This window comes from Bacillus sp. 205(2023) (genome assembly GCF_037027485.1).
GTDB lineage: Bacteria > Bacillota > Bacilli > Bacillales > Bacillaceae > Bacillus > Bacillus halotolerans.
On record NZ_JAXCHF010000001.1, the window covers coordinates 470953 to 495926 of the forward strand.

The 24974-nt window shown below is 35.2% G+C and carries 23 protein-coding genes and 5 pseudogenes; 9 read left to right on the top strand and 19 right to left on the bottom strand.

The window, feature by feature from the left end:
• Positions 1-268 precede the first annotated feature (268 nt).
• Positions 269-877: pseudogene (locus WA325_RS01975) on the top strand (thermonuclease family protein); the annotation flags it as partial.
• Between the two features lie 82 nt (positions 878-959).
• On the top strand, positions 960-2399 hold the full coding sequence (locus WA325_RS01980; protein ID WP_336183137.1) for a flavin monoamine oxidase family protein: 1440 nt from the start codon (positions 960-962) through the stop codon (positions 2397-2399).
• A 309-nt stretch (positions 2400-2708) separates the two neighbouring features.
• On the opposite strand, the pseudogene WA325_RS01985 reads toward WA325_RS01980, so the two are convergent.
• The 3 genes and pseudogenes from WA325_RS01985 to xylA all read right to left on the bottom strand — a co-directional run.
• Positions 2709-2874: pseudogene (locus WA325_RS01985) on the bottom strand (glycoside hydrolase family 11 protein); the annotation flags it as partial.
• A 101-nt stretch (positions 2875-2975) separates the two neighbouring features.
• Complete coding sequence (gene xylB / locus WA325_RS01990) at positions 2976-4475, bottom strand: xylulokinase (RefSeq protein WP_336183138.1); 1500 nt, start codon at positions 4473-4475, stop codon at positions 2976-2978.
• A 159-nt stretch (positions 4476-4634) separates the two neighbouring features.
• Positions 4635-5972, bottom strand: coding sequence for a xylose isomerase (xylA, locus tag WA325_RS01995; RefSeq protein ID WP_336183139.1), 1338 nt, complete (start codon positions 5970-5972; stop codon positions 4635-4637).
• A 256-nt stretch (positions 5973-6228) separates the two neighbouring features.
• Between xylA and xylR the strand changes: the two genes are divergently transcribed.
• On the top strand, positions 6229-7383 hold the full coding sequence (xylR, locus tag WA325_RS02000) for a transcriptional repressor XylR (RefSeq protein WP_101861430.1): 1155 nt from the start codon (positions 6229-6231) through the stop codon (positions 7381-7383).
• A 167-nt stretch (positions 7384-7550) separates the two neighbouring features.
• Here xylR and xynB read toward each other — a convergent pair whose 3' ends face one another.
• The 3 genes from xynB to WA325_RS02015 all read right to left on the bottom strand — a co-directional run bounded on the left by xynB (position 7551) and on the right by WA325_RS02015 (position 11531).
• Positions 7551-9152, bottom strand: a complete 1602-nt coding sequence (xynB, locus tag WA325_RS02005; RefSeq protein ID WP_248338926.1) for a glycoside hydrolase family 43 protein — start codon at positions 9150-9152, stop codon at positions 7551-7553.
• 54 nt (positions 9153-9206) lie between these two features.
• Complete coding sequence (locus tag WA325_RS02010) at positions 9207-10598, bottom strand: MFS transporter (protein WP_336183140.1); 1392 nt, start codon at positions 10596-10598, stop codon at positions 9207-9209.
• Between the two features lie 651 nt (positions 10599-11249).
• Positions 11250-11531 (bottom strand): permease, encoded by a 282-nt coding sequence (locus tag WA325_RS02015; protein ID WP_105955059.1) that lies wholly within the window; start codon positions 11529-11531, stop codon positions 11250-11252.
• Between the two features lie 548 nt (positions 11532-12079).
• Between WA325_RS02015 and WA325_RS02025 the strand changes: the two genes are divergently transcribed.
• Positions 12080-12310 carry a hypothetical protein gene (locus tag WA325_RS02025; protein ID WP_105955058.1) on the top strand — a complete coding sequence of 77 codons (231 nt, stop codon included), beginning with the start codon at positions 12080-12082 and terminating at the stop codon, positions 12308-12310.
• Between the two features lie 12 nt (positions 12311-12322).
• Here WA325_RS02025 and WA325_RS02030 read toward each other — a convergent pair whose 3' ends face one another.
• The 3 genes from WA325_RS02030 to WA325_RS02040 all read right to left on the bottom strand — a co-directional run bounded on the left by WA325_RS02030 (position 12323) and on the right by WA325_RS02040 (position 14280).
• On the bottom strand, positions 12323-12718 hold the full coding sequence (locus tag WA325_RS02030; protein WP_105955057.1) for a UPF0715 family protein: 396 nt from the start codon (positions 12716-12718) through the stop codon (positions 12323-12325).
• An 83-nt stretch (positions 12719-12801) separates the two neighbouring features.
• On the bottom strand, positions 12802-13077 hold the full coding sequence (locus tag WA325_RS02035; protein ID WP_336183141.1) for a hypothetical protein: 276 nt from the start codon (positions 13075-13077) through the stop codon (positions 12802-12804).
• A 582-nt stretch (positions 13078-13659) separates the two neighbouring features.
• A complete protein-coding gene (locus WA325_RS02040) occupies positions 13660-14280 on the bottom strand; it encodes a lytic polysaccharide monooxygenase auxiliary activity family 9 protein (protein WP_336183142.1) in 621 nt (206 codons plus the stop codon).
• Between the two features lie 589 nt (positions 14281-14869).
• Between WA325_RS02040 and WA325_RS02045 the strand changes: the two genes are divergently transcribed.
• Entirely contained in the window at positions 14870-15373 is a 504-nt protein-coding gene (locus tag WA325_RS02045; RefSeq protein WP_336183143.1) for a DinB family protein, read from the top strand.
• Between the two features lie 192 nt (positions 15374-15565).
• On the top strand, positions 15566-15799 hold the full coding sequence (locus tag WA325_RS02050; RefSeq protein ID WP_336183144.1) for a hypothetical protein: 234 nt from the start codon (positions 15566-15568) through the stop codon (positions 15797-15799).
• Positions 15800-15923: 124 nt separating this feature from the next.
• Here WA325_RS02050 and WA325_RS02055 read toward each other — a convergent pair whose 3' ends face one another.
• From WA325_RS02055 to WA325_RS02070, 4 genes and pseudogenes are all read right to left on the bottom strand, one after another.
• A complete protein-coding gene (locus WA325_RS02055; RefSeq protein WP_336183145.1) occupies positions 15924-16436 on the bottom strand; it encodes a GNAT family N-acetyltransferase in 513 nt (170 codons plus the stop codon).
• 369 nt (positions 16437-16805) lie between these two features.
• A pseudogene (locus WA325_RS02060) lies at positions 16806-16968 on the bottom strand (GNAT family N-acetyltransferase); the annotation flags it as partial.
• Between the two features lie 315 nt (positions 16969-17283).
• Positions 17284-17790, bottom strand: coding sequence for a hypothetical protein (locus tag WA325_RS02065; RefSeq protein WP_336183146.1), 507 nt, complete (start codon positions 17788-17790; stop codon positions 17284-17286).
• A gap of 722 nt (positions 17791-18512) precedes the next feature.
• A complete protein-coding gene (locus WA325_RS02070; protein ID WP_326327385.1) occupies positions 18513-19256 on the bottom strand; it encodes an alpha/beta fold hydrolase in 744 nt (247 codons plus the stop codon).
• A 440-nt stretch (positions 19257-19696) separates the two neighbouring features.
• Here WA325_RS02070 and WA325_RS02075 point away from each other — a divergent pair, with 440 nt between their 5' ends.
• Entirely contained in the window at positions 19697-19927 is a 231-nt protein-coding gene (locus tag WA325_RS02075; RefSeq protein WP_105955051.1) for a hypothetical protein, read from the top strand.
• 7 nt (positions 19928-19934) lie between these two features.
• Here the strand turns inward: WA325_RS02075 and WA325_RS02080 are convergent.
• From WA325_RS02080 to WA325_RS02105, 6 genes and pseudogenes are all read right to left on the bottom strand, one after another.
• Positions 19935-20261, bottom strand: a pseudogene (locus WA325_RS02080) (UPF0715 family protein).
• A gap of 204 nt (positions 20262-20465) precedes the next feature.
• Positions 20466-21590, bottom strand: a complete 1125-nt coding sequence (locus WA325_RS02085) for an ATP-binding protein (RefSeq protein WP_336183147.1) — start codon at positions 21588-21590, stop codon at positions 20466-20468.
• Positions 21591-21612: 22 nt separating this feature from the next.
• Positions 21613-22407 (bottom strand): hypothetical protein, encoded by a 795-nt coding sequence (locus WA325_RS02090; protein WP_336183148.1) that lies wholly within the window; start codon positions 22405-22407, stop codon positions 21613-21615.
• 277 nt (positions 22408-22684) lie between these two features.
• A pseudogene (locus WA325_RS02095) lies at positions 22685-22841 on the bottom strand (helix-turn-helix domain-containing protein); the annotation flags it as partial.
• A 139-nt stretch (positions 22842-22980) separates the two neighbouring features.
• Positions 22981-23622 carry a hypothetical protein gene (locus WA325_RS02100; RefSeq protein WP_336183149.1) on the bottom strand — a complete coding sequence of 214 codons (642 nt, stop codon included), beginning with the start codon at positions 23620-23622 and terminating at the stop codon, positions 22981-22983.
• A gap of 54 nt (positions 23623-23676) precedes the next feature.
• Positions 23677-23910, bottom strand: coding sequence for a hypothetical protein (locus tag WA325_RS02105; protein WP_106022513.1), 234 nt, complete (start codon positions 23908-23910; stop codon positions 23677-23679).
• 347 nt (positions 23911-24257) lie between these two features.
• On the opposite strand from WA325_RS02105, the gene WA325_RS02110 reads away from it, so the two are divergent.
• Together WA325_RS02110 and WA325_RS21425 are read left to right on the top strand one after the other, a co-directional pair.
• Positions 24258-24518, top strand: coding sequence for a hypothetical protein (locus WA325_RS02110; protein ID WP_081638323.1), 261 nt, complete (start codon positions 24258-24260; stop codon positions 24516-24518).
• A gap of 324 nt (positions 24519-24842) precedes the next feature.
• Positions 24843-24887 (top strand): hypothetical protein, encoded by a 45-nt coding sequence (locus tag WA325_RS21425; protein ID WP_372588338.1) that lies wholly within the window; start codon positions 24843-24845, stop codon positions 24885-24887.
• Positions 24888-24974: the final 87 nt, after the last annotated feature.

Below are 24974 nucleotides of genomic sequence, written 5' to 3' on the forward strand. Positions count from 1 at the left end.
TTTTCCCAGATAAAACGCCTAACACCAGGAATACATACTAATCCCCTTATGCTCCGAATGATTTCAGGAAATTCAGCTGAACATGTTCTATTTTCATTATGTTATGGTTATGTTTTTGAAACCTTTTTGTGATATTTGAATATTGATCAAAAGCTAGCACTCAAATATAAACGTGTTAAGAAAAATTACATTAACAATAAATAGCGATATCATTATAATGAATGTTGGTTGATTGAGATAGAAAGAAACAGAAGAAGGAGAAATGGAATTGAAGAAAGTAATGTTAGGCTTTAGTCTATTAGCTTTGAGTTTTTCTTTGGCAGCCTGCGGATTAAATGATACTGCTGAAAAAAGCCATTCAGATATTAAACAGCCAGTTGCCAAGAATTCTAACTCTGAAGCAAAAAAAGGCTTGGTGGATGCTGTGTTAGAAAGGCCTGTTGACGGAGATACGATCAAAGTTAGCTATAACGGCAATATTGATACGGTTCGCTACTTGCTCATTGATACTCCAGAGACTAAAAAGCCACATTCATGTGTTCAGCCATATGGCGAGGATGCATCTAAACGAAACAAAGAATTGGTTAGCGGCGGCAAGCTGCAATTAGAATTTGATAAAGGAGAGCGCAGAGATAAATTCGGAAGGCTGTTAGCTTACGTTTATGTCGATGGCAAGTCTGTTCAAGAAACACTGTTAAAAGAAGGATTAGCCAGAGTAGCATATGTTTATGAGCCAAATACGAAATACATAGACCAGTTTAAAAAAGATGAACAGGAAGCACAAACGAAAAAACGTTCTATTTGGAGTAAAAACGGTTATGTGAATGCCAGAGGATTTAAAGGCTGTGTTAAGCAGCCCTCAACTGAAAAACACAAGTGAAAAAAAGATATAGTTCGTGATAGACACCCTTTTGAATGAATATAATGCAATAAATCAAAAAAGAGGGTGCCTCACAAAAATGAATTCTCTACTAAAGAACGAAGACATGATTGCGATGATTAGAAATGGTCTTAGCGCATCACAATACCCAAAGCACATTATTATCGTTGGCGCCGGGTTGGCCGGGCTTGTTTCTGCATCTTTACTGAAGAATGCGGGACATAAAGTGACGATTCTGGAAGCGAGTGATAGAGTCGGGGGCAGAGTTTGCACGTTGCGATCTCCCTTCAGTGCCGGGCTGTATTTCAATGTTGGACCAATGCGCATTCCGGATATCCATACTCTAACCTTGGAATATATAAAAAGATTCAGCCTGCCAACTAGTGTATTTTTGAACAGAACTCCAATGGACATCATTTACGCCAATGGCATTCAAACACGTCTTCATCAATTTGAAAGCAATCCGGGTATCTTAAGATACCCAGTTGCAGCAAATGAACAAGGAAAAACGGCCGAAGAGCTGATGCTTTCTGTATTGCAGCCTATCCTCAATTTTATTTATGTAGATCCTGCGAGAAATTGGCGGATCGTTGAAACACAATACAGGAACCATTCGTTAGGCTCTTACTTGAATACTTATTTTTCATACGGTGCAATCGATATGATCGGCGTACTTTTGGATATGGAAGCATATATGGGGATGTCCCTTGTTGAAGTGTTACGGGAATCCATCTTTTATACGTCGCCAACTCGCTTCTATGAAATAATAGGCGGCATGGATCGGCTTCCTCAAGCATTTCTTCCTCAATTAAAAGAACATATTGTCTTCCATCATAAAATGGTGAAAATATCTCAAAACCAAAACAATGTTACGGTTAACTGCATTCATCAACAGACAGCAAAACATTTGGCAGTGACAGGCGATCTCGCTATCATAACCATCCCATTTTCAACATTGCGTTTTGTACAAGTTGAACCATATGATTCATTTTCCTATTATAAACGGCGGGCCATTCGTGAACTCAACTATATTGCCGCAACAAAAATCGGAATAGAGTTTAAGAGCCGTTTTTGGGAAAAAGCTGGGCAGCGCGGCGGCAAATCGATAACTGATCTTCCGATTAGATTTTCGTATTATCCCAGCATTGACATTGGATCGAATGGACATGCTGTCGTTGTAGCGAGTTACACATGGGCGGATGAGGCACTGATATGGGACAGTCTTTCAGAGGGAGAGCGCCTCCGCTATACATTAATGAATTTATGTGAAATATATGGTGATATTGTATGGTCAGAGTTTGTGACCGGCGCTTCTTTTAGCTGGACCCAAAATCCATATTCAGCCGGGGGTTTCACAGCTTTCGAACCAGGACAGGAATTACAGCTGTATCCATACATCCCTGCCCCTGAAGGGAAAATACATTTCGCTGGAGAACACGCCTCACTTACTCACGGATGGATGCAAGGAGCAATTGAATCCGGAATACGAATGGCGTATGAAGTGAATCGTATAACTTAAATCCTACGTTTTTTATATTCGTTTTAGCGACTCCTTTAGATAGATTTGATATTGCTTTTTCATGACGAACATTGATTTTGTTGAATACAATAGAAACAGCAATTAGATCGTGTAGCTTATCAAAAACACCCCTTCACATTAATGTGAGGGGTTATTTGTGAGTAGACAATACTTCAGATTTGATCGTAAATCAAAAGTTTGGTGATACCAAATCAGGATTTGAATCAAAACTTAAAAGGTTGATTTACTACTTGAATTTCTTCCCAGATTGAAGGTTGCGTTGTAATGAATTGACACGTTTCCAAATTATGAGTGAGTCTTGGTTGTATCGAATTTCTTGCCTTTTCGGAATAAAGCATTCCCAATTGCTACTCCACTGGGCACTAAACGCGCCACCGCTATTGAGCGTCATACTGGTGTTCCCATAATCCTTCCGCAATTCATCGTCATAGCCATCTTGGGAGCCGATTTGAGCTGTAGTTTTGTCATCAAATGCCTTTGTTGATGATTAGCCATTAATTGTTCTTTCGTTGATCCCCTGACAAAAAAATACACTCTTTACGAACCACACTTATATTAGTTTTTTCGAAAGCTCTTCAATGCTGTATTTATATCCTTTGTGTGAGTGTAAATTTTCTTATACACATCGAATAGTGTTTTATATGTTTGAACATTTTGTTCCTTTGGATAAAATGTAGCAGCCTCACGAATGAACTGCTCTGCACACTCTTCAAGAGATTCAAACCACCTACTTCCAAAGGCAGCTAGCATAGCAGCACCCATGGCTGGGCCTTGTTCATTTGCCAACTTTATCACCCTCGCATTGAAAATATCAGCTTGCATTTGAAGCCACATTTCATTTTTAGCTCCTCCACCAATAGAAACAACGGTATTCACTGATTTTCCCGCTTCTCGAAATAGCTCAATTGATTCATGTAAAGAGAATGTAATGCCTTCCATAACCGCCCTCAAAAAATGCTCTCTTTTATGTGCTCCATCCATTCCAATTAAGCTTCCCCGAATAGAAGAATCAGCATGCGGCGTTCTTTCACCTACCAAATAAGGAGTGTATAGCAGTCCATTTGCTCCTATTGGAATAGATTCCACCCCCTGCAATAATTGCTCAAACGATTCGTTTGGGGCAAACGTTCTTTTGAACCAGTCCAAGCTGTGCCCTGCAGCGAGCGTGACTCCCATCGTATAAAAAGAATCCTTTTTTCCATGATTAAAAAAGTGCACTTTCCCTTTAAAGTCGCTTTCTTCGCCTTCTTCGTATGAAAGTATGACCCCTGACGTTCCAATACTGCATAATGTTTTTCCGGAAGAAAGAATGCCGGCTCCAATCGCACCACAAGCATTATCTGCTCCCCCAGCGTACACTTTTGTTTTTTCCAACAGCCCTGTCTCAGCCGCAACGTTCGGAAGCAGCGATCCTACACAATCATGAGATTCAACAAGCGGAGGACAAATATCTGCAGAAATGCCAAATCGATTGCAAATATCATCGCTCCACTCCTTGCGAGTAATATGTAAAAGTAACGTTCCTGCTGCATCGGAGTATTCGGTGTGAATGGCACCGGTCATACGAAATCTCACATAGTCTTTCGGAAGCAAAAAAACAGCCGTTTTTTTAAAAAGTTCAGGCTCATGTTCCTTCACCCATAAGATTTTAGGTAATGTAAACCCTTCTAAAGCACGATTTTTTGTGATGTTAAGCAGATTATCACCGAATTTCTCGGTCATCCTAATACATTGAGGCGTGGTTCTGGTGTCATTCCAAAGAATCGCATGACGTAACACCTGCCGATCCTGGTCAAGCAGTACTAACCCATGCATTTGTCCTGAATAACTTATCCCATCAATATCCTTGGCTTGAACGTTAGATATGGAAACCAATTCAGCCAATGCATCAATTGTTTGCTGCACCCAGTCTTCAGGATTTTGCTCACTATATCCCGCCTTCTCTTGAATGAGCGGATAACTTTTGGACGTTTCTGCACAAACCTTGCCGTTTTGATTAACTAAAATCGTTTTAACAGCACTCGTTCCAAGATCTATTCCAATGACATATTTCATTTTTTCACCTCTTACCCTTATAAAAAAACCATTCACTCTAAATAAATGCCCAGTTATAGAAATTACCCGTCATAACAATAAGCAAAAGTTAAATCATGACGGGTAGTCTCAGGTATTGGCTATTATGCTATACCTTTTTATAGCGGTTCTCTTTATCTGTTATACTTCTAAAATGTATTGGTTCAATATAGCTTTTAATCGCTCCTGTCTTCCTGATTCGTTTTTGATTGCTGTATTATTTAGCGCATATTGCTCAAGAGTATGGAAATTAGCTCTTCCTTCTGTAATTTCAAGACCTATTCCTTCAGTAAAGCTGCGATAACGATGTTGAATCACATCATCAAACACACGATCTTCGATTAATTTATGAGCTACTCTCAATCCTCTTGCAAATGCATCCATCCCTGCAACATGGGAATATATTAAATCATCAGGCTCAAAAGAAGACCTTCTGACCTTCGCATCGAAGTTTAATCCACCGCTTCCAAGGCCGCCATTTTGCAGGATTTCGTACATTGCTAATGTCGTAGAATATAAATCCGTCGGAAATTCATCTGTATCCCAGCCTAAAAGAGGATCACCCTGATTCGCGTCAACAGAGCCAAGAAGACCATGTACTCTTGCCATCCGTAATTCATGTTCAAATGTATGCCCGGCTAAGGTGGCATGATTGGCTTCAAGATTTAATTTAAAATGATTGTCTAAGCCATATTGCTTTAAAAAGGCAATGGTTGTTGCTGCATCTGTATCATATTGATGAGTGGTTGGCTCTTTTGGTTTTGGCTCAATCAAAAACTGCCCTGTATATCCGATTTCCTTCGCATAATCCACTGCCATATGCATGAATCTCGCCAAATTATCAAGCTCCAATTTTAAATCGGTATTTAACAATGTTTCATATCCTTCACGGCCGCCCCAAAATACATAGTTCTCGGCGCCAAGCTCTTTTGCTGTTTCTAACCCTTTTTTTACTTGTGCTGCAGCATACGCAAACACATCTGCATTGCAGGAAGTCGCCGCACCATGGACGAAACGGGGATTCGTGAACATGTTTGCAGTATTCCATAATAGCTTAACGTTGCTATTTCTCATATACTCTTTAATCATGCCCACGATGATATCTACATTTTGATTTGTCTCTTTTAACGTACTTCCTTCTGGTGCAACATCCCGGTCATGAAAAGCAAAGAATGGTGCATCTAGTTTTTCAAACATCTCAAATGCTGCTTCTACTCTCGCCTTCGCCAGATCCATTCCTTTATAATGATCCCATGGCCTTTGCATCGTAGCTGCCCCAAAAACGTCTGTTCCATCAGCGGTAAATGTATGCCAATAGGCAATAGAAAACCGCAAGTGCTCTTTCATCGTTTTTCCGCCGATTACTTCTTGAGAATTATAATATTTAAATGCTAAAGGATTAGTGGAATCTTTCCCTTCGTAAACCACTTTGTTTACGCTTCCAAAATAGTTGACTGAACTAGAATGAGATTGAGCCATGTTATTTCCCCCTTAAAAATCATTTTAAATACATGTGCATTTTATTTCATATTGTAAGTAAGTTGTCTATTAGTTTGTTGTTCGAACAAACTAACTTATTTTAATCTTATATAACCTCATCAGTATTTTCAAGATTTTTTTGTTTTTTATGAACACATTAGATATAGTAAAGGTAAGATGAGCTATGTACTATGTCTCATACTGAAAACAATACATTTCAACTTAATTTAAAGATTATACAAATGGAGTGGATTAAGTGGTTATCGCTGATCAAACCTTTGTCAAAAAAGTAAATCAAAAGTTATTATTAAAAGAAATTCTTAAAAATTCACCTATTTCAAGAGCAAAATTATCTGAAAAGACTGGATTAAATAAATCAACTGTTTCATCACAGGTAAACACGTTAATGAAAGAAAATCTTGTATTTGAAATAGGTCAGGGACAATCAAGTGGTGGAAGAAGACCTGTCATGCTTGTTTTTAATAAAAAGGCAGGATACTCCGTAGGAATAGATGTTGGTGTGGATTATATTAATGGCATTTTAACAGACCTTGAAGGAACGATCGTTCTTGATCAACACCACCATTTGGAATCGAATTCTCCAGAAAAAACCAAAGACATTTTAATTGATATGATTCATCACTTGATTACGCATATGCCACAATCTCCATACGGGCTTACTGGTATAGGCATATGCGTGCCTGGACTAGTTGATAAAAATCAAAAAATTGTTTTCACTCCGAACTCCAACTGGAGAGATATTGACTTAAAATCTTTCATACAAGAGAAGTTCAATGTGCCCGTTTTTATTGAAAATGAGGCGAATGCTGGGGCATATGGAGAAAAAGTATTCGGTGCTGCAAAAAATCACGATAACATTATTTATGCAAGTGTCAGTACAGGGATAGGGATCGGTGTTATTATCAACAATGATTTATATAGAGGGGTAAGCGGATTCTCTGGAGAAATGGGACATATGACAATAGACTTTAATGGCCCTAAATGCAGTTGCGGAAACCGAGGCTGCTGGGAATTGTATGCTTCTGAGAAGGCTTTATTAAAATCTCTTCAGACTAAAGAGAAAAAAGTGTCCTATCAAGATATTATAGACCTCGCCCACCGGAATGATATTGGAACTTTAAATGCATTACAGAATTTTGGATTCTATTTAGGAATAGGCCTTACCAATATTCTAAATACATTCAATCCTCAAGCCATCATTTTAAGAAACAGCATAATTGAATCGCATCCTATGGTTTTAAATTCAATTAGAAGTGAAGTGTCGTCCAGGGTTTATTCCCAATTAGGCAATAGCTATGAATTATTACCGTCTTTCTTAGGAAAAAATGCACCGGCATTAGGAATGTCCTCTATTGTTATTGATCATTTTCTGGATATGGTTACAATGTAATTTATGATTAAAATGTACAGATCTCTATGTCCTGCGCTCATCTTTAAAGATGAGCTTTTTGTTTGTTATTTTAATGTTGAATATTTCTGAAGGAATATTTATATATGACACCTTCTAATATGAAAAAAGGAGTTCTAAAATAGAAGTCTCCTTTTTTCATGCACAAATTATTTTTCTTTATAGCGAAAATATCTAAAGTCAGCCGGAATATGATTACCACTGGTATCTTGGCATTGCATCCCTACAAAGGCTCCCGTGAAAAATCCTCCTCCACGGATGTAATCATCTGATAATTTTTTCGATTCCAATGCAATGTCAATTTTGTGCCAATCTTCTTTGTTAAAAGAATAAAAATAATAATAATTTTCCTTTTCAATATTTACTTTTAAATATACATACTTTACTTCACGAGGAATAACAATTTTATTTTTTAATGGTTGTGAAAAAGAAAAGTTATCGCATATTGTTAATTCAAGAATACGGCCAAGGTCTTCATCATGCGTGACTTGAAGAGCCGTCCAGTTCTCTGTATTGTAATAGTTCACCAATCCAGCGGCTTGTTGAAAGTTCTCCGGATAAAACTCAACAGCCGTTTCTGCTTCAAAATGGAGACTTTGCCAACGTCTGGCCACAAATGCCTGAGTAAATGTCGAGGTTAATGATTCATGACCGTATAATCGCAAATGATTTGGCACTTGAGTCAATGAACCTAATTCATTCGTAAACGGGATCCTTAAAGTTTGAAAATTTATATTTAATGTTGAGTCCTCAAATTCATCAACTTCCGGGTACGTTGCTTGAAACATTATATTAGGTATAGAAGGCGCTTCTACCTCCAAGCTTCCTTCTTTTCCACCTACTACATAAGGCCATTCATCTTTCCAATCCAGTTTTTGAATAGCTGTTTCTCTGCCTAAAGGACAATATCCTCTCTGCTGAAAAATTGAATCACTGTCAGGATGAATAGGACGGCCCGTTAAATGAGCTAAATACCATTCATCTGTATGTGTTTGAACAATGGATGCATGACCGCATTTTTGCAATGGATTTCCAGGATCATGCCATGACGTTAAGATTGGATTATCGGGATGAACTTCATATGGACCCTCAATATTTGTAGAACGGGCAATTGTAGCAGCGTGTTCAAACCGTGTTCCTCCTTCTGCAGTCAATAAATAATAATAGTTCCCGATATGATAAAGGTGCGGAGCTTCTGTTAGTTTTCTATCGGTTCCTTTAAAAATAACTTTCGGTTTACCAATTAATTTTTTCTCCTCATCAGAATATTCCTGTATGACAATTCCTCCAAATGAATGCCGATCAATACGCTGATCCCATAACATATTTAATAAATATTTTTTTCCATCCGTATCATGGAACAAAGAAGCATCAAATCCTGAGCTATTTAATTTGATCGGATCCCCCCAATCACCATTAATCGTTTCACAAGTAACTAAATAATTATGACAATCTTTCCAAGCGCCATCTACTACCTTAACATCCGTATAGATCAGCCAAAACTTACCGTCACTATAACTTAAACATGGTGCCCAAACTCCGCCTGAATTAGGGTTCCCTTTCATGTCTAATTGTGAAACTCTTTGTAATGGATGTGCGACTAAGTGCCAATTCACTAAATCTTTTGAATGGTGTATCTGGACACCTGGAAACCACTCAAATGTAGATACAGCGATATAATAATCCTCTCCTGCCCTACAAATACTTGGATCGGGATTGAATCCTTTAAGTACTGGATTGATAATCTTCATTTGAACTCCTCCTCAGCTATTTTCTTAATAGGCTTCTCTTATTTGGTGCCATTTTCATGCCTTGAATTCCTCAATATTATCCAAATAAACTTTATCTCTATTCTCTAATTCTCGTACCATTTTTTTATATTTCTCTTCATCTAAATTATAGAAATTAATATCAATCATGGCTAGAACCAGCAAGAACACGGGAATGATTGTTGCTGTAATTAAAATTCCCGTTAATGCCTCCGGGGTTTGTGTTTGATTTGCCACGTATCCAAACTTATCTAAAACCAACCCAGGAACAATCCCTCCCAGTGCCATACCGAATTTAAAGAAAAATCCGATAATAGCATAAATGAGCCCACCCATTCTTTTCCCAGTCCTATACTCTCCATATTCTATTGTTTCAGGAATGAGCGCCCACATATATCCGCCGGCAGTGAGACTTCCGGCAGCAGCAATTAATCGAAAGAAGAGTATTAGATATACATTACTTGGCGGAACAAATAGTAAAGCGAAGAGGCCGATAATATTCAGTAATAATGCATAGTTTAGTAGTTTTTTCTTCCCCAATAATTGATGAAGCCTTGGAATAAACGGTAAAATGACCAAAGCAGGCAAACTTCCAATCAAACCGTACCACTTCACTAAATCCTCTCTTCCCAAGTTATATGTCACATAATAGATGCCAACTGAATTACTTATTGAATTCACTCCAAAAATAATAATAAAGAAAATGCTTAATACAACAAGTGGACGATTCACATGAAATTGCTCAAATATATCCGATAATTTAATTTTCTCCTCAGACTTTTGAAGAGTGACACGCTCTTTTGTGCTTTTAAAACAAAAGATTAAAAGGCATCCACCTATCATTCCCAAAATACCCATGGTGAGCTGCCAGCCAAGAGATTCGTTGCCGGAAGTATCGCTTAAATAGGCAGCCAATAAGGGAACAAAAAATGCAACGACAAGTCCCCCAACATTCGCAAATAACATACGAACAGATGTTATACTAACAACTTCTTGATTATTTCTAGTCATTGCAGAAGTTAACGCGCCATATGGCACGTTTATGGTTGTGTATGTAAGCGACAAGCCAACATAGGTCATATAGGCATATATTAATTTCCCCATATCTGAAAAATCTGGAGTTGTAAAACAGAGAAATGCAAGTACTACAAATGGGAAAGCTCCGAATAAAAGATACGGTCTAAAGCGTCCAAACCTGCTATTTGTTCTGTCTACTACTGTTCCAATAAAAGGATCAGCGAGAGCGTCGATAATTCTAACCACTAAGAACATGGTACCGGCTGCTGCTGCCGATAAACCAAATACATCTGTATAGAAGAACAAAAGATAAGTAGACACCGTTGCATAAATTAAATTACATGCAAAATCTCCAGAAGCATAGCCAACTTTTTCAGTCATGCTAATCTTCTTTACATTTTCACTGACCATGATCTTTCCTCCCTTTTCGATCATTAAATAAGGAACAGTATGCAATGGTATAAAAATTTTCCAAACTCACCTCGGCCGGCAATTGTTTATAAAAGCGCTTTCAAAAAAATCGCAAAAAATATGAGTAGTTTAACTTCACAGATTATTCTTCATCGTACAAAATGATCTGATCAGCAAGCAGTAAATTCATCTTTTTTCGTTGCACTCGTATACTTGGGAAAGGATTAAAGATACACTCTTTTGTTTTATATATTGTTTAGCTCCAATTGAATCAAGCCTTTTATTCCCCCTTTATATTTAGAAATAACCTTATCTTGTGGAACTAATAAAGTCACCTTCATTAGTTTGTTGATTGGACAAACTAACTTGACTTAATATTATAAAATCCTATCAACTTTTTCAATGTTTTTTCAGAAAATTTAAATCAGCCTGCAGCAAATATTGATTATTGCTTTTTTTAACAGTCAGTTTCTCAAATATCCTGATTGTTCTCTTCAAAAAAATTTACAATGTAATGATCATATCATTTTGTTTAATACCTAATAAGTTTCTTCATTCGTTCTCAGAAGCCTGTAAATAAATCCATATAAACTTCACTCTGAATAAAATGATTATTATTTTATTAGTGCACCAAAACAAAAAGCAGTCTATTCAGAACTGCTCCTTAGTGTTCTCTTCTTTTAACTTTTTGTTTAGCTTGAAACCAATTAAGACATTGATCATCGCAGCTGGAAAATATAAAATTCCTGCTCCCATTATTCCTAACGCAGTGCTTGAACCTACTATAAAAGCCTGCATTTCTGTATTTCTTGACTTCAAACTAAGTAATACTAGAATACCCGCTAAAACCCCTATAAACCGAGCAATGCCTGGAATAAAGAAATCGGTTAGGATTCCAAATATTTGTCCAATAATTGATAACACAATCCCCATAAAACTGGATAATACAACTAATGTTTTGATAGCTTTTCACCCCTTTTTAAATCCGTTTCCAATATTAAATCGCTTTTGATACAGGTCTACAAGTATAGCAGCCCGCTCTACAAACCCTCTCAGCTGCCATGCTTTTTGACTCACCATTCTCTTTCCGCTCTATTCCAATACAATAAACACTCCTTACCCTGCGACAATGGCGATTAGCTTTATTCAAAAACTCTGCAAAGAGCGGTGTATTCTTACATGAATGCCGGAGATGTGGAATAGAAAAGAGCATTTAACTTAATATTCTTTAAGAATTCTCACAGTCTGTTTCCAGAAATTTATATACTTTACTTTTCTTGTTTAAGCTCTTTCTTTTTATTCCTTTTGTAACCTGCATAAGGGCCGCCAAAAATAGCTATAAACATGGCAATCCAAATAAAAATGTTCAAGTCAACTCCCCCAATTTTAAATAAAACACTTCTTTTATCATGACCCCTTTTCCTCTCCAATAAAAGCTCATACCGTGTTATGGTTTAATAAAACTTTCAAGGAGTGGTTCTTTGCTTAAAACTTCAAAAATTTTGATCTCATGTGTAGCTTTAATCCTATGCGTATATTCTTTATATAATCAAAGTGAATTCCTCTTGGTTTCTCTCCAAGTATTAGTTGCACTTCTCTTTGTTTTAATGGGAGTGGAGACACTTTCAAAAAAACAAACAAGGTCTGCGTATTTATTGTTCGGATCAGCGGCTTTTATACTTGTTGTGAACGTTGTGAAATGCATGATTTAAATAGTAAATAAACTAATTCCGCAGGCATATGGAATCCCAGAACCAATAAATTAACGCAGCGGCAATGCTCATTATGTAATAATTTAAGCTACTGAACACTGTAAGAGCACTAGGCGGATAATCAACAAACCAGAACACGAACACAGCTAAAAAAGCTACTGCAGTATAAATAAAAAAATGGATCAAACTGAACTTTCCGGGATTTCTTCTTGGTAATAATTGTAAGGGAAAAGCAAATATTAAGTAAGTGATAAAAGAGTAGAATGCAATGATGCCTATTGTGATTAAGGCGATCGCCATAAATCCTGAATAAACAAACATATACAAGCCAAAGACTAGACCATATGACAAACTGGAGAATACCAGAGTATAAACATAACTGTTTAACGTCTTTTGATTGAGGCTCAAATCAGCACCCCCTACCATGTATCCTTTTTAACCAGTTATCCAATTGTTCAAAATCTTCATCGATTTTCACGTCTTTTTAAAAATTAGACTCCGAATAACAAAGTTCCACCTATAAAAAAGAAGAAAGGGAATAGTAACAAAATTGAATTTAAGATGATTCCCCATATAGCCCACCGTTTATTTGTCTTGATTGAAACTAACGCGAGCATTATCCCTATAGGTGAGAGTAATAAAGGGAACAATACCGGCATTCCTTGCCACGGCATTGAAATAATCCCAGTCAAAGAATTAATTATTAATATAGCTGAGATAATTGGAAAAGCAAATGAAAAGATGACTGCAGCTTTTTTAAAATTCATATTAAAAGTAAATCTCCGTTCTCTTTAAAATCGTATTTTTATTAAAAAATATATTAAGACGTCATTGTCTCCGTGCTATTGCTTCAACAACGCTTTATTTAATTTTGAGAGATGCTTCAAACCTTGCCTCAGATCACACTGCGCTTAATTCTTTTCTCATATTTCGAAAAGATGTTTTATCTTAATGGTTTTCTTTTCGTTAGTATCAAGCAAGTGAAGAACCTTAATGCCATTCTATTCTATGTATTGAAAAGACTTCAATTAAAATTTAAAAAAGATCGGTAGATGCACGAACATCTCACCGATCTGCAATAGATAGCTCCTCTTAGTAGCTTCACAGCATCCCATTTGATCCTCGTACTTCCACACTCAAACACTCTGTGTTCTCCCAGTTCCATTACAGTTTCCTTCGTTGTTACAGCAAACGTTTCACTAGCTGATGATGGTTTATCTCATATAATCACAACGATTGGCAGCTATTAAAACCTAAGCGATATACACTGTGCCAGATTTAATGGCAATTTTCTGATCAAGCCTCATATTCTTGTCCATTGGGATAAGATTTGTCGTTGGAGATGAACATCATTGCATTAAGTTTACATCAATTACATTATAAAAGGCATTAGAGGTATCCGCAACGTCCCACACCCCTAAAATGACATGATAACCACTGCGATCAGTTGGTACATAAATCTTATGAGAAAGATTAGTATCTGCCTTTGAACCATCGTGATCTACTGTTCCAATTAATTCAAACTCATCTCTTGTTAATGGTTTGTTTGGATTCCAATCTTTCTTGGTTATATAATAGTGCCACTTTGATGTTGCGTGAGGAGCAGTATAGTGCCAAGTAAAGGTGTTTAGACCTCCATGCATGTTTTGTTTTACCCAATGATCTGCAGTCTGCCTGTCTAACCCAAAGTCAATTTGACCGAAGCCTCCATTTGCCGATGCAATTTTTCCATCTGGCGGACCTCCGGCTGGAAACCCTTTTGGTCCTTCTACCGATTGAGGATTATCAACTACAGAACCATACTTTTGCGTAGCTGCCGTCCAACCAATTATTTGTTTTTCTAATGATCCCATGTACGCTCTACTAGCAGGTTCTTTTATATACCCGTGTGCAGATACATCACCTGCAAATAAAGTAGCACCCACACTTAGAACAGCAGTTAGAACAGCGCCTTTGATAAAACCCTTCATTACCAACTCATTCCTCCCTTTGCTGTAAAATTTTTCTCTTTCCTACTATAATAATTCATTATATGTCAGGTAAACTCCTTCTTTATTTTTGATGGCGTAAACACTTAAAAAACTTTATACTCCCCAGCTCTTTTGTTCTTCCTACAGCTTTTTAATGTAATCACAGATGGAGAACTCTTTTTCAATCTCTGCTTTAACACATATCATCTGCATTATCATTCAACCGAGCGGTATATTCTCAATCCCCTATTAACTAACAAAAGGATTTATTCAATCTTCTGTGGTAGCTGAAATTACAATTTCCAGAAAAAACCTATAGCATGTGGGCATTTAAAAATGATTGTTCAGCAGCTTATAAATTTAAGGCTTTTATTCAACTCATTATGAAATTCACACTGCTGTTTTCAGAATCCTTGTGAAAAAGGCAATTCAACATCAATCAAACGAAATAAAGTCATGACGTTTATAAGAATGTTGCGATGCTTTTTTTCCTTAGAAAATTCTTGTCTAAAGTTTTGTTCTTTTTAACTAAACGGGCAGGTATAATTAAACTATAAAAAGAAAACAAAACATCATAAGGAGGATTTTTGTGTTTCAAACCTTAGACCATTTTTTAAAATCTTGGGAGTTCGAAGCCGACGCTACACAGAAACTACTAAATAGTCTAACTGATGAATCACTTAAACAAGAAATAACTTCACAAAATTGGACTTTAGGCCGTATTGCGTGGCATACTGTTGCAGCCATTCGCATCATTACCTCAAACACAGACTTATCGTTTCATGCCCCTGCTGAAGATTATCCTGTCCCTACTTCAGCTCAGTTTATTGCAGACAGCTATCATCAAGCCAGTAATGCGTTTGCACAGGCATTAAAAACCCAATGGACTGATCATACACTTCAAGAACGTATCAACTTTATTGGTCAACAATTGCCAAATGGTTCACTTTTGATGTTTCTGATTCAACATCAAAATCACCACCGAGGACAAATGACTGTTCTTATGCGACAAGCAGGATTAACTGTTCCAGGTATTTATGGTCCAGCTAAAGAGGAATGGACAAAATTCGGTTTGGAGCCCCCGCAAATGTAAGCAACCTAAGTTAACTATTACAATATATAAAAGCATGTTTCGATGAATCTTTTATCAAAACATGCTCTTTCCTTTTGTTCATTTAATCAATGTTATTATCATCACAAATAATATCTGGCATTTTTCTAATCTCCTTTTTGAATAATGTTTTGATACACATTAAAATGGGTAAAAATTTATCAGGTGATTTCTTTGAATAATGATCCAAAAGTTACTCATTACTCTTCATTTATTTTTTCAACGATCATCGTGTTGCTGGTCGCAATCTTTCCTCAATACACTTCTTGGTTTGTGACTGTTTTCTTTTTGGGTTTTGCACTTATATATACTTTCCAAAAACATAAAGCAAGTTCGTCAAAAGCAATTTCTTATATTTCATATTTCTTGTTCACCGTTGCGTTGGTTTACACATTAGTAAATATATAGTTTTAATCCTCCCAGAATTGTCTCAAATAAAATGCCCATTTAAGTATGTCTCCTGCCATTTCAGTGTTCTAAGTAGGAGATGGTATTTTGTTTGTATCGCCAATGTTTCTGCCTTCAATATAGTTCAATTCCACTCTTCCTCTAAAATAGCGTAATAATATTCATCCCACCATTCATTGCCTTCAGGAATACATTTTTTAAAAAAGCCTTCTCTTCTCATTCCAATCTTCTCCATAACTCGGTATGATGGAATATTCTCAGGTTGACACGTAGCTATAATCCTATGTAAGTTCATTTCTTTAAATCCATATTCCAAGATAGCTTGTGCTGCTTCAGAAGCATACCCTCTATTTTGATAATTCGGATTAAACACCCACCCAATCTCATATGTATGTTCACCAAAATACTTATAAAAAACAATATGGCCTATAAGAAAATCTTCATCTTTTAATATTACAGGAAATTTTTCTGCGTTATCACCTTTGTTTTTCTTTACAAATGCTTTTGCATCTTCTTCAGTAAAAACCCCTTCTGGTATATACTTCATAACATTAATATCTGACGTATACTCATATACAGCTTTCCAATCTTTGAATTCAAATTCACGTATCAATAACCTTTTTGTTGTTATATGCATTAAAATAACTCCCCATCAAAAATAATTTCACTTAATCTTTATTCGATATTAAGACAATAATAACCTCTTTAAATACTATCCTTATACAACAATCTGGGCCCCTTACAAACAACAAAGGGTAGGCGTCTCAGCTATATCTTCTTGTAGAATTCTGTGTACGCCTTTAATTGGTCACGTAAATCCTTGCTCTAATCGCTTGACTTTCCGGTTTAATGAGTCGATAATCGCGTCTTTTTTATTTTCATTTACATCCCTTTGCAGCTTTCTTTTTCATTTTTAAAGCTCTTTACACAAAAAAAAGGCTATCCACAAAATGAAAATTTTAGGGATAACCTCTTTTTTATCAAAATCTAATCAATCATCTAGCTTTCACTCCATAAAAGCTTCTGAATAATGAACGACACCTTGCACATCTTCAAGAGAATGATCTTGCTAATTCCAGAGCCATAAATACTTCATCAGGCACCTCAAAGGGCGCTTTTATATTCCATAAGCTAGCTGGCTTAAAACCAAACTTCGGATAATAATCTGCAAGATTGCTAGTTGAAAGGGCTCTGAAAAAACTAAAATTTGACAATCAGGTAACTGTGGAATGTAACCGAGTCAGTCTCCAACTCAAATGAATTTCTTTAAAATTCTTAATTTATTTAAAACTCATTTTTTTTTAATTAATCAGTTAAGATTAAATTTATACACAAAAGTGTAAATACCTAACAAAAACCACAAGATCTCAACATTTTTTCACAAAAAACTTCCTTTGTAATATCTAAAACAAAGGAAGCAGGATGTTTTCTATTTATAAAAATACAATAATGAAGAAAAGTTCGCCTTTTTCGCCTTTTTTCAATCAGTTTTTTAATTGTTCGTCTGAAGGTGGCAGTAGGCTAGGCGGTAGTGATTCCTCAATTTCTTTTGGGAGAAGTGCTTTTACTGCTTCTTGCCCTATTTGTTTAGCTGCGGCAGGATTTCGTGAAGTCCAATTCATTATTTTTATCATTAGAGCAGTTGCCCATTTCTTTTTTGATAAGTACTCGACTTGCTCCTTTAATAATTCAACTTCATCATGTAGTTTTGTATATTCTTCTCTTGATTGATTCTTATTAGTTACGTTTTTATTAATAGCTTCGTTATAAAGTTTTTCAAGTTGACTGAGTTTTTCTTTTAATTCATTTGCTTCTTTCCTAGTAAAAAAGGTTTCTTTATCTTCTTTAAATTTCTCTCGAACCAAATTTTCAAGCTCAGCTAATTTTTCTTCTGTTTCCTCAGCTTGTCTTCCTAAAATTGTATTCTTTATTTCCTTTCGTAATGCATTAACCCATCCTTCGATGCTGTCTAAAAGATCGTCAGAATTCATATTATGTTTATTTTGAGTTAAAACTACTTCACCTGGACTATATTGGCTTGATATACGAGAGCCCTCTCCTTCAATTGTTGCGTTGTAATAATAATCATCATATAAATATTTAAGTTTATTCTCCTTGCCTTCTGTTCTTGAATAATATGAAAATCATCTGAAGTTATTCCTTGGTTGTTTAGTCTGTTTCTGATTTCGGTTAAAAAACTTCTATTCAATGTAGTAGCCAAAATGCTCACCTCAAAAAACTTTAGTTGAAAATACAATACCATATTTATCTAATTTTTAGTCCTACTGCGGGCTTTTGCATAAAACAATTATTTTAATGTGAATGTTAAAAACTAGGAAAATAATATATTCTTGTTGCCTTCTGTCTTCAAAAGCTATGTAGTATCTCCTTAGCCTGTGTCAAATGGTTATAGAGCCACCAAAGTAAACTCGATAGTGATTAACATTAAGTTTTGGTTTATGACCCTTTGACTTTAAATATTCAGCAATTTCTTCAGCGCCAAATTCTTGACCAATCTGCCTCTTTCTTTACGCACATTTTAAACCTCACTAATAATAAAAGGATTACTTTATCGTATCGCTTTATAGAATTCTCCATTCCGCGTAATCCAGCCGATTTCGATACAGCGTTTAAGGATTGCTACCTACTCTAACCAATACGAGACTGCACCCTTCAGTACTGCTTTTACTCCTAGTACAGTTTTTAACTAAACTTATTTCTGTATCTCTTTCAATGTATCTTTAATAATGTCAACAATAATCTGGGGTTGATCAACATGTAGACCGTGTGATGCATCCTTCACAACAATATGTTTACTATTTGTTGATAAATGAATAAAGTCTCTTTGAAATAAATTCCATGCAGCGAAGGATTCAGTTGTATGATAAGACTGTAAACCAGCGCTGACAACTATAAGTGGGATATCTCCTAATGATGTGCATTTGTCTATTTGTTCAAAACTATCATGAATTTCACTTAAAGAACCTTCTACCGAAAATTGATTAAAGTAAAGAGATCTTGTTTCTTCACTGAATAGTGGTGGCATAATTTTGTTTTGATCTTCATGGCAGGAATCTAAGAGAATAACTGCTGCTACTTCTTCTGGATATGTACAAGCATATAATCTTACATTTGCTCCTCCAAATGAATGCCCAACAAGCATATATGGTGGTTTAATATTCGCATTTTTTAAAAGGGTACGAAGATTTCCAACAGACTGCTTGCTGTCTTTTCGTCTATCGTCTTTTTCACTTTTTCCTAAACCTACTCTATCGTAGATGAAGAATTGTGCAAATTTTGAAATTTCACCTTTTATAGGGTCCCAAGAGGCAGAAGGGCATCCGTACCCTGATTCAAATATGACTGTAATGTTTTCATTTTGCCTTTCAAAAAATTCGTAATAGAGCTTAATACCACCAATATCTTGCATATTTCCAGTATTGGTAATTTTATTCATACAAAAACCTCCAGTGTTTAATCATTAGGTTCATAGGTTAAAATGGAGCTTGTGTCTCTGACATTTTTATATACTTTCCTGTTTTTTTGTCGAATGCTAAACCTCCCCAAACATGACATTACCAAACCCTTGACATTACATTAAGAAAAGGAAATCAATCATGAAAAACATTCTCCTTGTTAACATCATACGGTATTTATCTTATGTGGGTGATATGCTTATGAAAGAGAAAGAGAAAAATAATAAAAACGAATGGATATGATGTTTGGTTAGTAACCTGCAGACCAAAAATAGCTATAAACATGGCAATCCGAATAAAAATGTTCCAGTGAAACTCCAATTTTAAATAAAACACTTCTTTTATCTTGATTCTTTATGCTCTCGGATTAAGACACGTAATCATGTTAAGGTTAATTCATGACTGCATAAGGAGTGATACCTTGCTAAAGGTTGCAAAAATTTCGGTTTCTTGCTTAGCATTAGTCTTGTGCGTATACTCACTGTTTAATCAAAATGAAATATTGTTGTTGGTTGTGCAATTATTTGTTGCAGCCCTTTTATCATTAGTCGGAGTTGAAGCGATATTAAGCAAACAAAAACTGTCTGGATATTTATTGTTTGGAACAGCAGCCTTCTTACTTGTTGTAAACGGTGTGAAATTCATGATTTAAACTTATTTTAATTCCGTAAGAATATAGAGTCCCAGAACCAATAAATGAAAGCTACAACAATGCTCATAATGAAATAATTTAAGCTACTTAGCACAGCAAGCAAGAGCACTTGTTGGATTAGTCACAACAAAGAACGATAACGCAGCTACAAAAGCTATAGCTGTGTAGATAAAAAGATAAATTTAATTTAAACTTTTTGCCTCTTTTTCTCAGCAGCACTTGCAAATTGCAAAGGGACAGCAAACACCAAATAAGTGATTAAAGCGTAAAATCCTATGATGCCAATAGTGACTAATGCGATTGCCATAAATCCAGAGTATAAAAGATTGAGCATTATTCAACCTCTGAAAAATAACCACCGCGTTACGATATAATTCATATCATTAAGCTCAAACCATAAATTCTTTATCCAAACGTCTCTTAAGCTTTGCCTTTTTATGTGAACTCTTGATAATAAATTCTGTTCGGATCTGTTTTCACCTGGTTTGTTGTACTTAAGTTTAGTTGAAAATTTTCTTATGCTTGTCCACATTTTTACTTATGAATTAAAAGTTAATTTTCTAAAATCTTCAAGCATCTGCTTTAAAATTTCACCAGTTCTTAGTTGTCTTTGGAAAACAGCATTATCAGTTCTAACATAATCCCCTTCTTTTAATTTCATCCTTTCCTTAAATATTTTCTCATTTTGATATAAAAAATTAATAAAGTGCTTTTTTTCATCTAAAGAATTAAAAAACAGCACTACACTCGAAAAATTTCTATAGGCAATCAAGCCATCTTCACTGTCTTCATCTATAAAAAAATTATGTAGCTTATACTTCAAATCACCTTTAACAAAATATTTAAAATCAAACACATCGTTAAAACTAAATTTTATATATCCCCATTCTGGAGAAGGAGTAACATATCTACCACTATCCAATGTAACTAATTCAATTTCTTTTAGGGCTCTCCCGTTGACTTCCAGTTCAACCATCTCAAAAGACGTGTCTTTGTTGTACATTGTATAGGAATAAAAAACACTAGTTCTATCTTTAGGATATTCTGAGTCTTGGTATTTTAGTGCATAATCAGTGAAAACAGAATGATAGTATCCGCATTCATTTGAAACCCAATCACTAGGACTATCTAAAAGATCACTAAACCTTTCCAACCCAGTCTTGTTAATTCCGAATCTTTTTTTCCATAATAGTTCAATCTTGTTATGATTGGCTCCTTGGTCTATCGGTGTGTTAGTATCACCAATACGACTATAAATTAAGCCTTGTTTAATCTTTTGGTAGTCTTTATTTCTTTTCATTAAAAAGTAAGGAACTTTATTTGAGTTCTTTATAATTAAAACATCAATTAACTCTCCGTCAAATATTTCAATATTTAGTAGTTCGATGGAAGGGGGTTCCTCATTAAAAGGGTAACTGTTTAACAAGTTAATTAAGTCAGCTTGTTTTTTTCTTTCATTTTCAGTGAGCCCTTTTACTTCTCCATCATTTGTTACCCCAACAATAATTAAACAGTCTTTATCATGATAAGTATTAGCAAAACAAAGAATATCATGGATTAACCTCTCATTTTCCTTGTGCCATTTTTCTTTGTAGTCCCAAAATTCCCCTTCCTTTTTCAGACTGATTAGATATTTAATTAAATCCATGAGTTTATGATTCATAGTGCCTCCATTTGGTTTTAAATTAATAATCCATTTCGTTAGTCAGTTCAGTTGTAATTTGTCCAATTTTAATTTTAAATTCTTCACATAGATTTTCTAAAGATAACAAAAGTTCTTTTTCTTTATAATAAAGATCAGATTGTATTTTTCTAAGCCTTTCTTTGTCTTCAGATAATAGTGGAAGTTCATTAAGGTTCCCACTTATAATTATATGCGCATCTGTATCCATGTACCCGTCCATCAAATCCTGTTGGAAAATTTCAAGTTCTTGTTCCACTGGAAATATAAATTTCCTGTACTGTAGGCTTAAATTAATCGAGAACTTTCTATATTCTTTATAAGATTTAGCATTAACATGTGATAAATGGCCTCTAATTTGCTTGGGAAATTCTTTGGTGATTAGTTTTTCTGCGTCTGTCGGTATCAATACAAAGTTTTCCGATATTTCATACAATTTTAAACTGCGTTCGTGAGATGATTTCATAAAATGTTCTTCCACATCTACAGCACTAAATGTTCTTATTTTTTTTATGTAATCACTCAGAATATCAAGACACTCGTCAGCATTTTGAATTTTATTCGGTAGCCTGCTCTTATTGTTTTCGTTTTTTGTAAACTTTAAAGTTAATACCACACCAATAAAAGTAATATAGCCAGAAATTACAGAACCAATATATGCTCCAAGAATACTCACCCACGCACTATTTGAACCGGTTGATAAATATAAATGGAGTATCCATGGAATAAACAAAATAATTATTATACTAAATACAGATATTATAAAAATTTTAGGACTCTCTTTGATGTTCCTTTTCATACATCCTCCATTAAATCAATATCATTTTTTCACCTTGACTATCAGTAACCCATTCGCCGTTATATTTACATTTTCTCACTGTATCAATTAAACTTCCAAGTTAAGCAAAACTCATGCTATGAGGAACTCTTCGGAACATAGAGTTAATGTGTTACAGCCTATCATCAATCAATTTACATTACCATTCACTTTCCCCTTTTTGGATAAAAGTACGATTTTATGTAGACCTAGAAAACTTGTGATTTTTTCCTAACCTTATAACTTTAGTATACCATTTTTATCCTGAGTGATCGATATGGTTATGATCTTTTTGAAATAGCAACAACTCATGCAGTTCAATGTTTAGGTATGTGCAGAGTTATCTAACAGCTCTCTTGGATACCGCTCCATTTCATACCTGTATAGCTTCTAACAGTCGCAAAAGCATGATCAATTCACGATCAAAATGTCTTAATCAAATGGTGTTTTTATGTAAATTTAAAACAAGCATGCAATAAACAAAACTACGCTCAATTGTTATTTTTCGTAATAATAAGATTTGACCCAATGATAATTTCTGCCCGTATTTTCACATCATTCAATAAATCCCTTTGATTGTTTTCCTGTAAACAATACCCAGTCATTCAACAGATCTTGATAATAGTCAAGTGCTTCGCTATTGTTATGTCTTGTTTGTTGACATTCTACCTTGTTGTTTAACTGCAGTGACTTAGTAATAAGTGCTGTATCTTCTTTAATATCGCCAAGATACAAATCTTCGGATATATGATGAAATGAATACCAAAGGGCGTTCAAATTAATATCGATTAGCGTTAATAAGGATAATTGTTCATTGCTGCCCCCAAGTCTAAGTGCATTGTATAAGTAATCGACACGTTTTTCAGCATTTAAAAACACGCCATACCACCTATATGGTCTTGGATCTTCGGGGTTACTCTTCATCCATATCTCAAGTAAAGGCTTTAAAAGTTCCTTTTCCAAAGGATGAACGAGTGTATGGTGAATATCATCTGATGTTTCAAATAAAGCAAACAGCCAACAAGCAAAATTCTGTTGTACATTATGATCCCATGTCTTTGCCTCATCAATAAAGGAAGATAATGGTTTAAAGGATTCCTTACGTAACCCTTTTTCTTTGAGGGAGCAGAACTTTTTAAATTTTGGATATTCATCCAATCTGTCACTTTTCAAGATATTAGTTAAGATATTTACCATTGTTCACATCTCTCTTTGTTTAGAATAAAATACATGTTTTATACAGAATTGATACTAATAAAAATATCCAAAAGGAAGGCTGTCTTTGAATAAGGATTGGTGAACTGCAATTACTTCTGAATCATTTTCTTTCTCTTTTGCCTCTGCTTTAGTTAGAAACATTGTATTTTGATAAATGTAATGAACCTCTGTTTCTGGTATCAGATCAGCGCCACTGTCTACATATTCATATATCCAATCTAATGCGGAAGCCTCACACTCTATATCTTCCACCGCTTCTGAAGACAATTCATCATTCTCCTTGATGTCCTTTAGATAACTTTCCAGGTCATAAGATTCGCCATCTTCAGGGATGTAAACAGAACAGCGTTCCGCATCATCATCATCTGAAGTCCTAATTCATTTATAATCTCCTATAAACAAACCGCGGTGCAGCTTGAGAGCCATGATCCTGCGTTTTCAATTCAGTTTGGAGGTCTTTCAAAAGCTGAATATCTTGATTCATTCGTTTCCCCCTAATTTGTTTAAAACCACGATTTTGAAAATAAATAGGCTTTTATGATCCTTCATTCACTTCCAAATAAACTCCAGATATTGCATAATAAATGCATAATATGTAAATGGAGTTGATATAATTGAACCCTCGAAAAATTTTATTGAGTTCTGCTTTAACATTCGGCATGCTAATATCCGCTGTTCCTGCCTTGGCAACGAATGTTTCATCTGAAGTTGTTGTGAAAAATGATGAATATGAATACGATACCATATATCAGCTTAGTCCCATACCAAACTTCAAGCCTTCTCTTGAATACAATGGTTATACTTATACTCTTACAAATTATTATTTTGATTACTCAATAGGGTTTTATAAGGCTATTTATACAAAAGTTATTTAAACTTATAAGGGGCTTTTTAGCTCCTTTTTCTTGTTTGAAGCAAGGTGTTTCTTCCTATGTGATCTTTTATGTATGAAATCAACCGTAATATCTACTTTTGCTGGTTCCTTCTTTTCTGTTGCGCTGAGTAATAACAATCACTTGGCTATATTTTGATTCCTCAATGATCTCGACTGATTAACCCTTAGATGCAATATAAGTACTGGGATCGTGTACGATATACGACTTGACGGTATTGGGTGACAATTTGACAGAGAAATTTAATGCACTTCTAACTTTTTTAACTGCAATGGGAATCATTGTTGACCCGACAACTCTCAAGGTATTTCTGATAGTGAACAAGCAATGGATTATGATTCACCGAGATAAAACCCCTACCCTTCTCTTAATCGAGGAGGGTATTTTTTTCGCTTTTTAAGAAAACGTTAATCTTCCTTAAACACTTAAATATGATAA

Bases quoted from the DNA above. Each gene is read 5' to 3' on its own strand.
- xylB (WP_336183138.1), bottom strand. From the start codon at position 4,475: ATGAAATATGTCATTGGAATAGATCTTGGAACGAGTGCTGTTAAAACG.
- WA325_RS01980 (WP_336183137.1), top strand. From the start codon at position 960: ATGAATTCTCTACTAAAGAACGAAGACATGATTGCGATGATTAGAAAT.
- WA325_RS02070 (WP_326327385.1), bottom strand. From the start codon at position 19,256: ATGAATAAAATTACCAATACTGGAAATATGCAAGATATTGGTGGTATT.
- WA325_RS02065 (WP_336183146.1), bottom strand. From the start codon at position 17,790: ATGAATTCTGACGATCTTTTAGACAGCATCGAAGGATGGGTTAATGCA.
- WA325_RS02085 (WP_336183147.1), bottom strand. From the start codon at position 21,590: ATGAATCATAAACTCATGGATTTAATTAAATATCTAATCAGTCTGAAA.
- WA325_RS02035 (WP_336183141.1), bottom strand. From the start codon at position 13,077: ATGAATTTTAAAAAAGCTGCAGTCATCTTTTCATTTGCTTTTCCAATT.
- WA325_RS02100 (WP_336183149.1), bottom strand. From the start codon at position 23,622: ATGGTAAATATCTTAACTAATATCTTGAAAAGTGACAGATTGGATGAA.
- xylA (WP_336183139.1), bottom strand. From the start codon at position 5,972: ATGGCTCAATCTCATTCTAGTTCAGTCAACTATTTTGGAAGCGTAAAC.
- WA325_RS02040 (WP_336183142.1), bottom strand. From the start codon at position 14,280: ATGAAGGGTTTTATCAAAGGCGCTGTTCTAACTGCTGTTCTAAGTGTG.
- WA325_RS02090 (WP_336183148.1), bottom strand. From the start codon at position 22,407: ATGAAAAGGAACATCAAAGAGAGTCCTAAAATTTTTATAATATCTGTA.
- WA325_RS02055 (WP_336183145.1), bottom strand. From the start codon at position 16,436: ATGCATATAACAACAAAAAGGTTATTGATACGTGAATTTGAATTCAAA.
- WA325_RS02010 (WP_336183140.1), bottom strand. From the start codon at position 10,598: ATGGTCAGTGAAAATGTAAAGAAGATTAGCATGACTGAAAAAGTTGGC.
- xynB (WP_248338926.1), bottom strand. From the start codon at position 9,152: ATGAAGATTATCAATCCAGTACTTAAAGGATTCAATCCCGATCCAAGT.
- WA325_RS02015 (WP_105955059.1), bottom strand. From the start codon at position 11,531: ATGGGGATTGTGTTATCAATTATTGGACAAATATTTGGAATCCTAACC.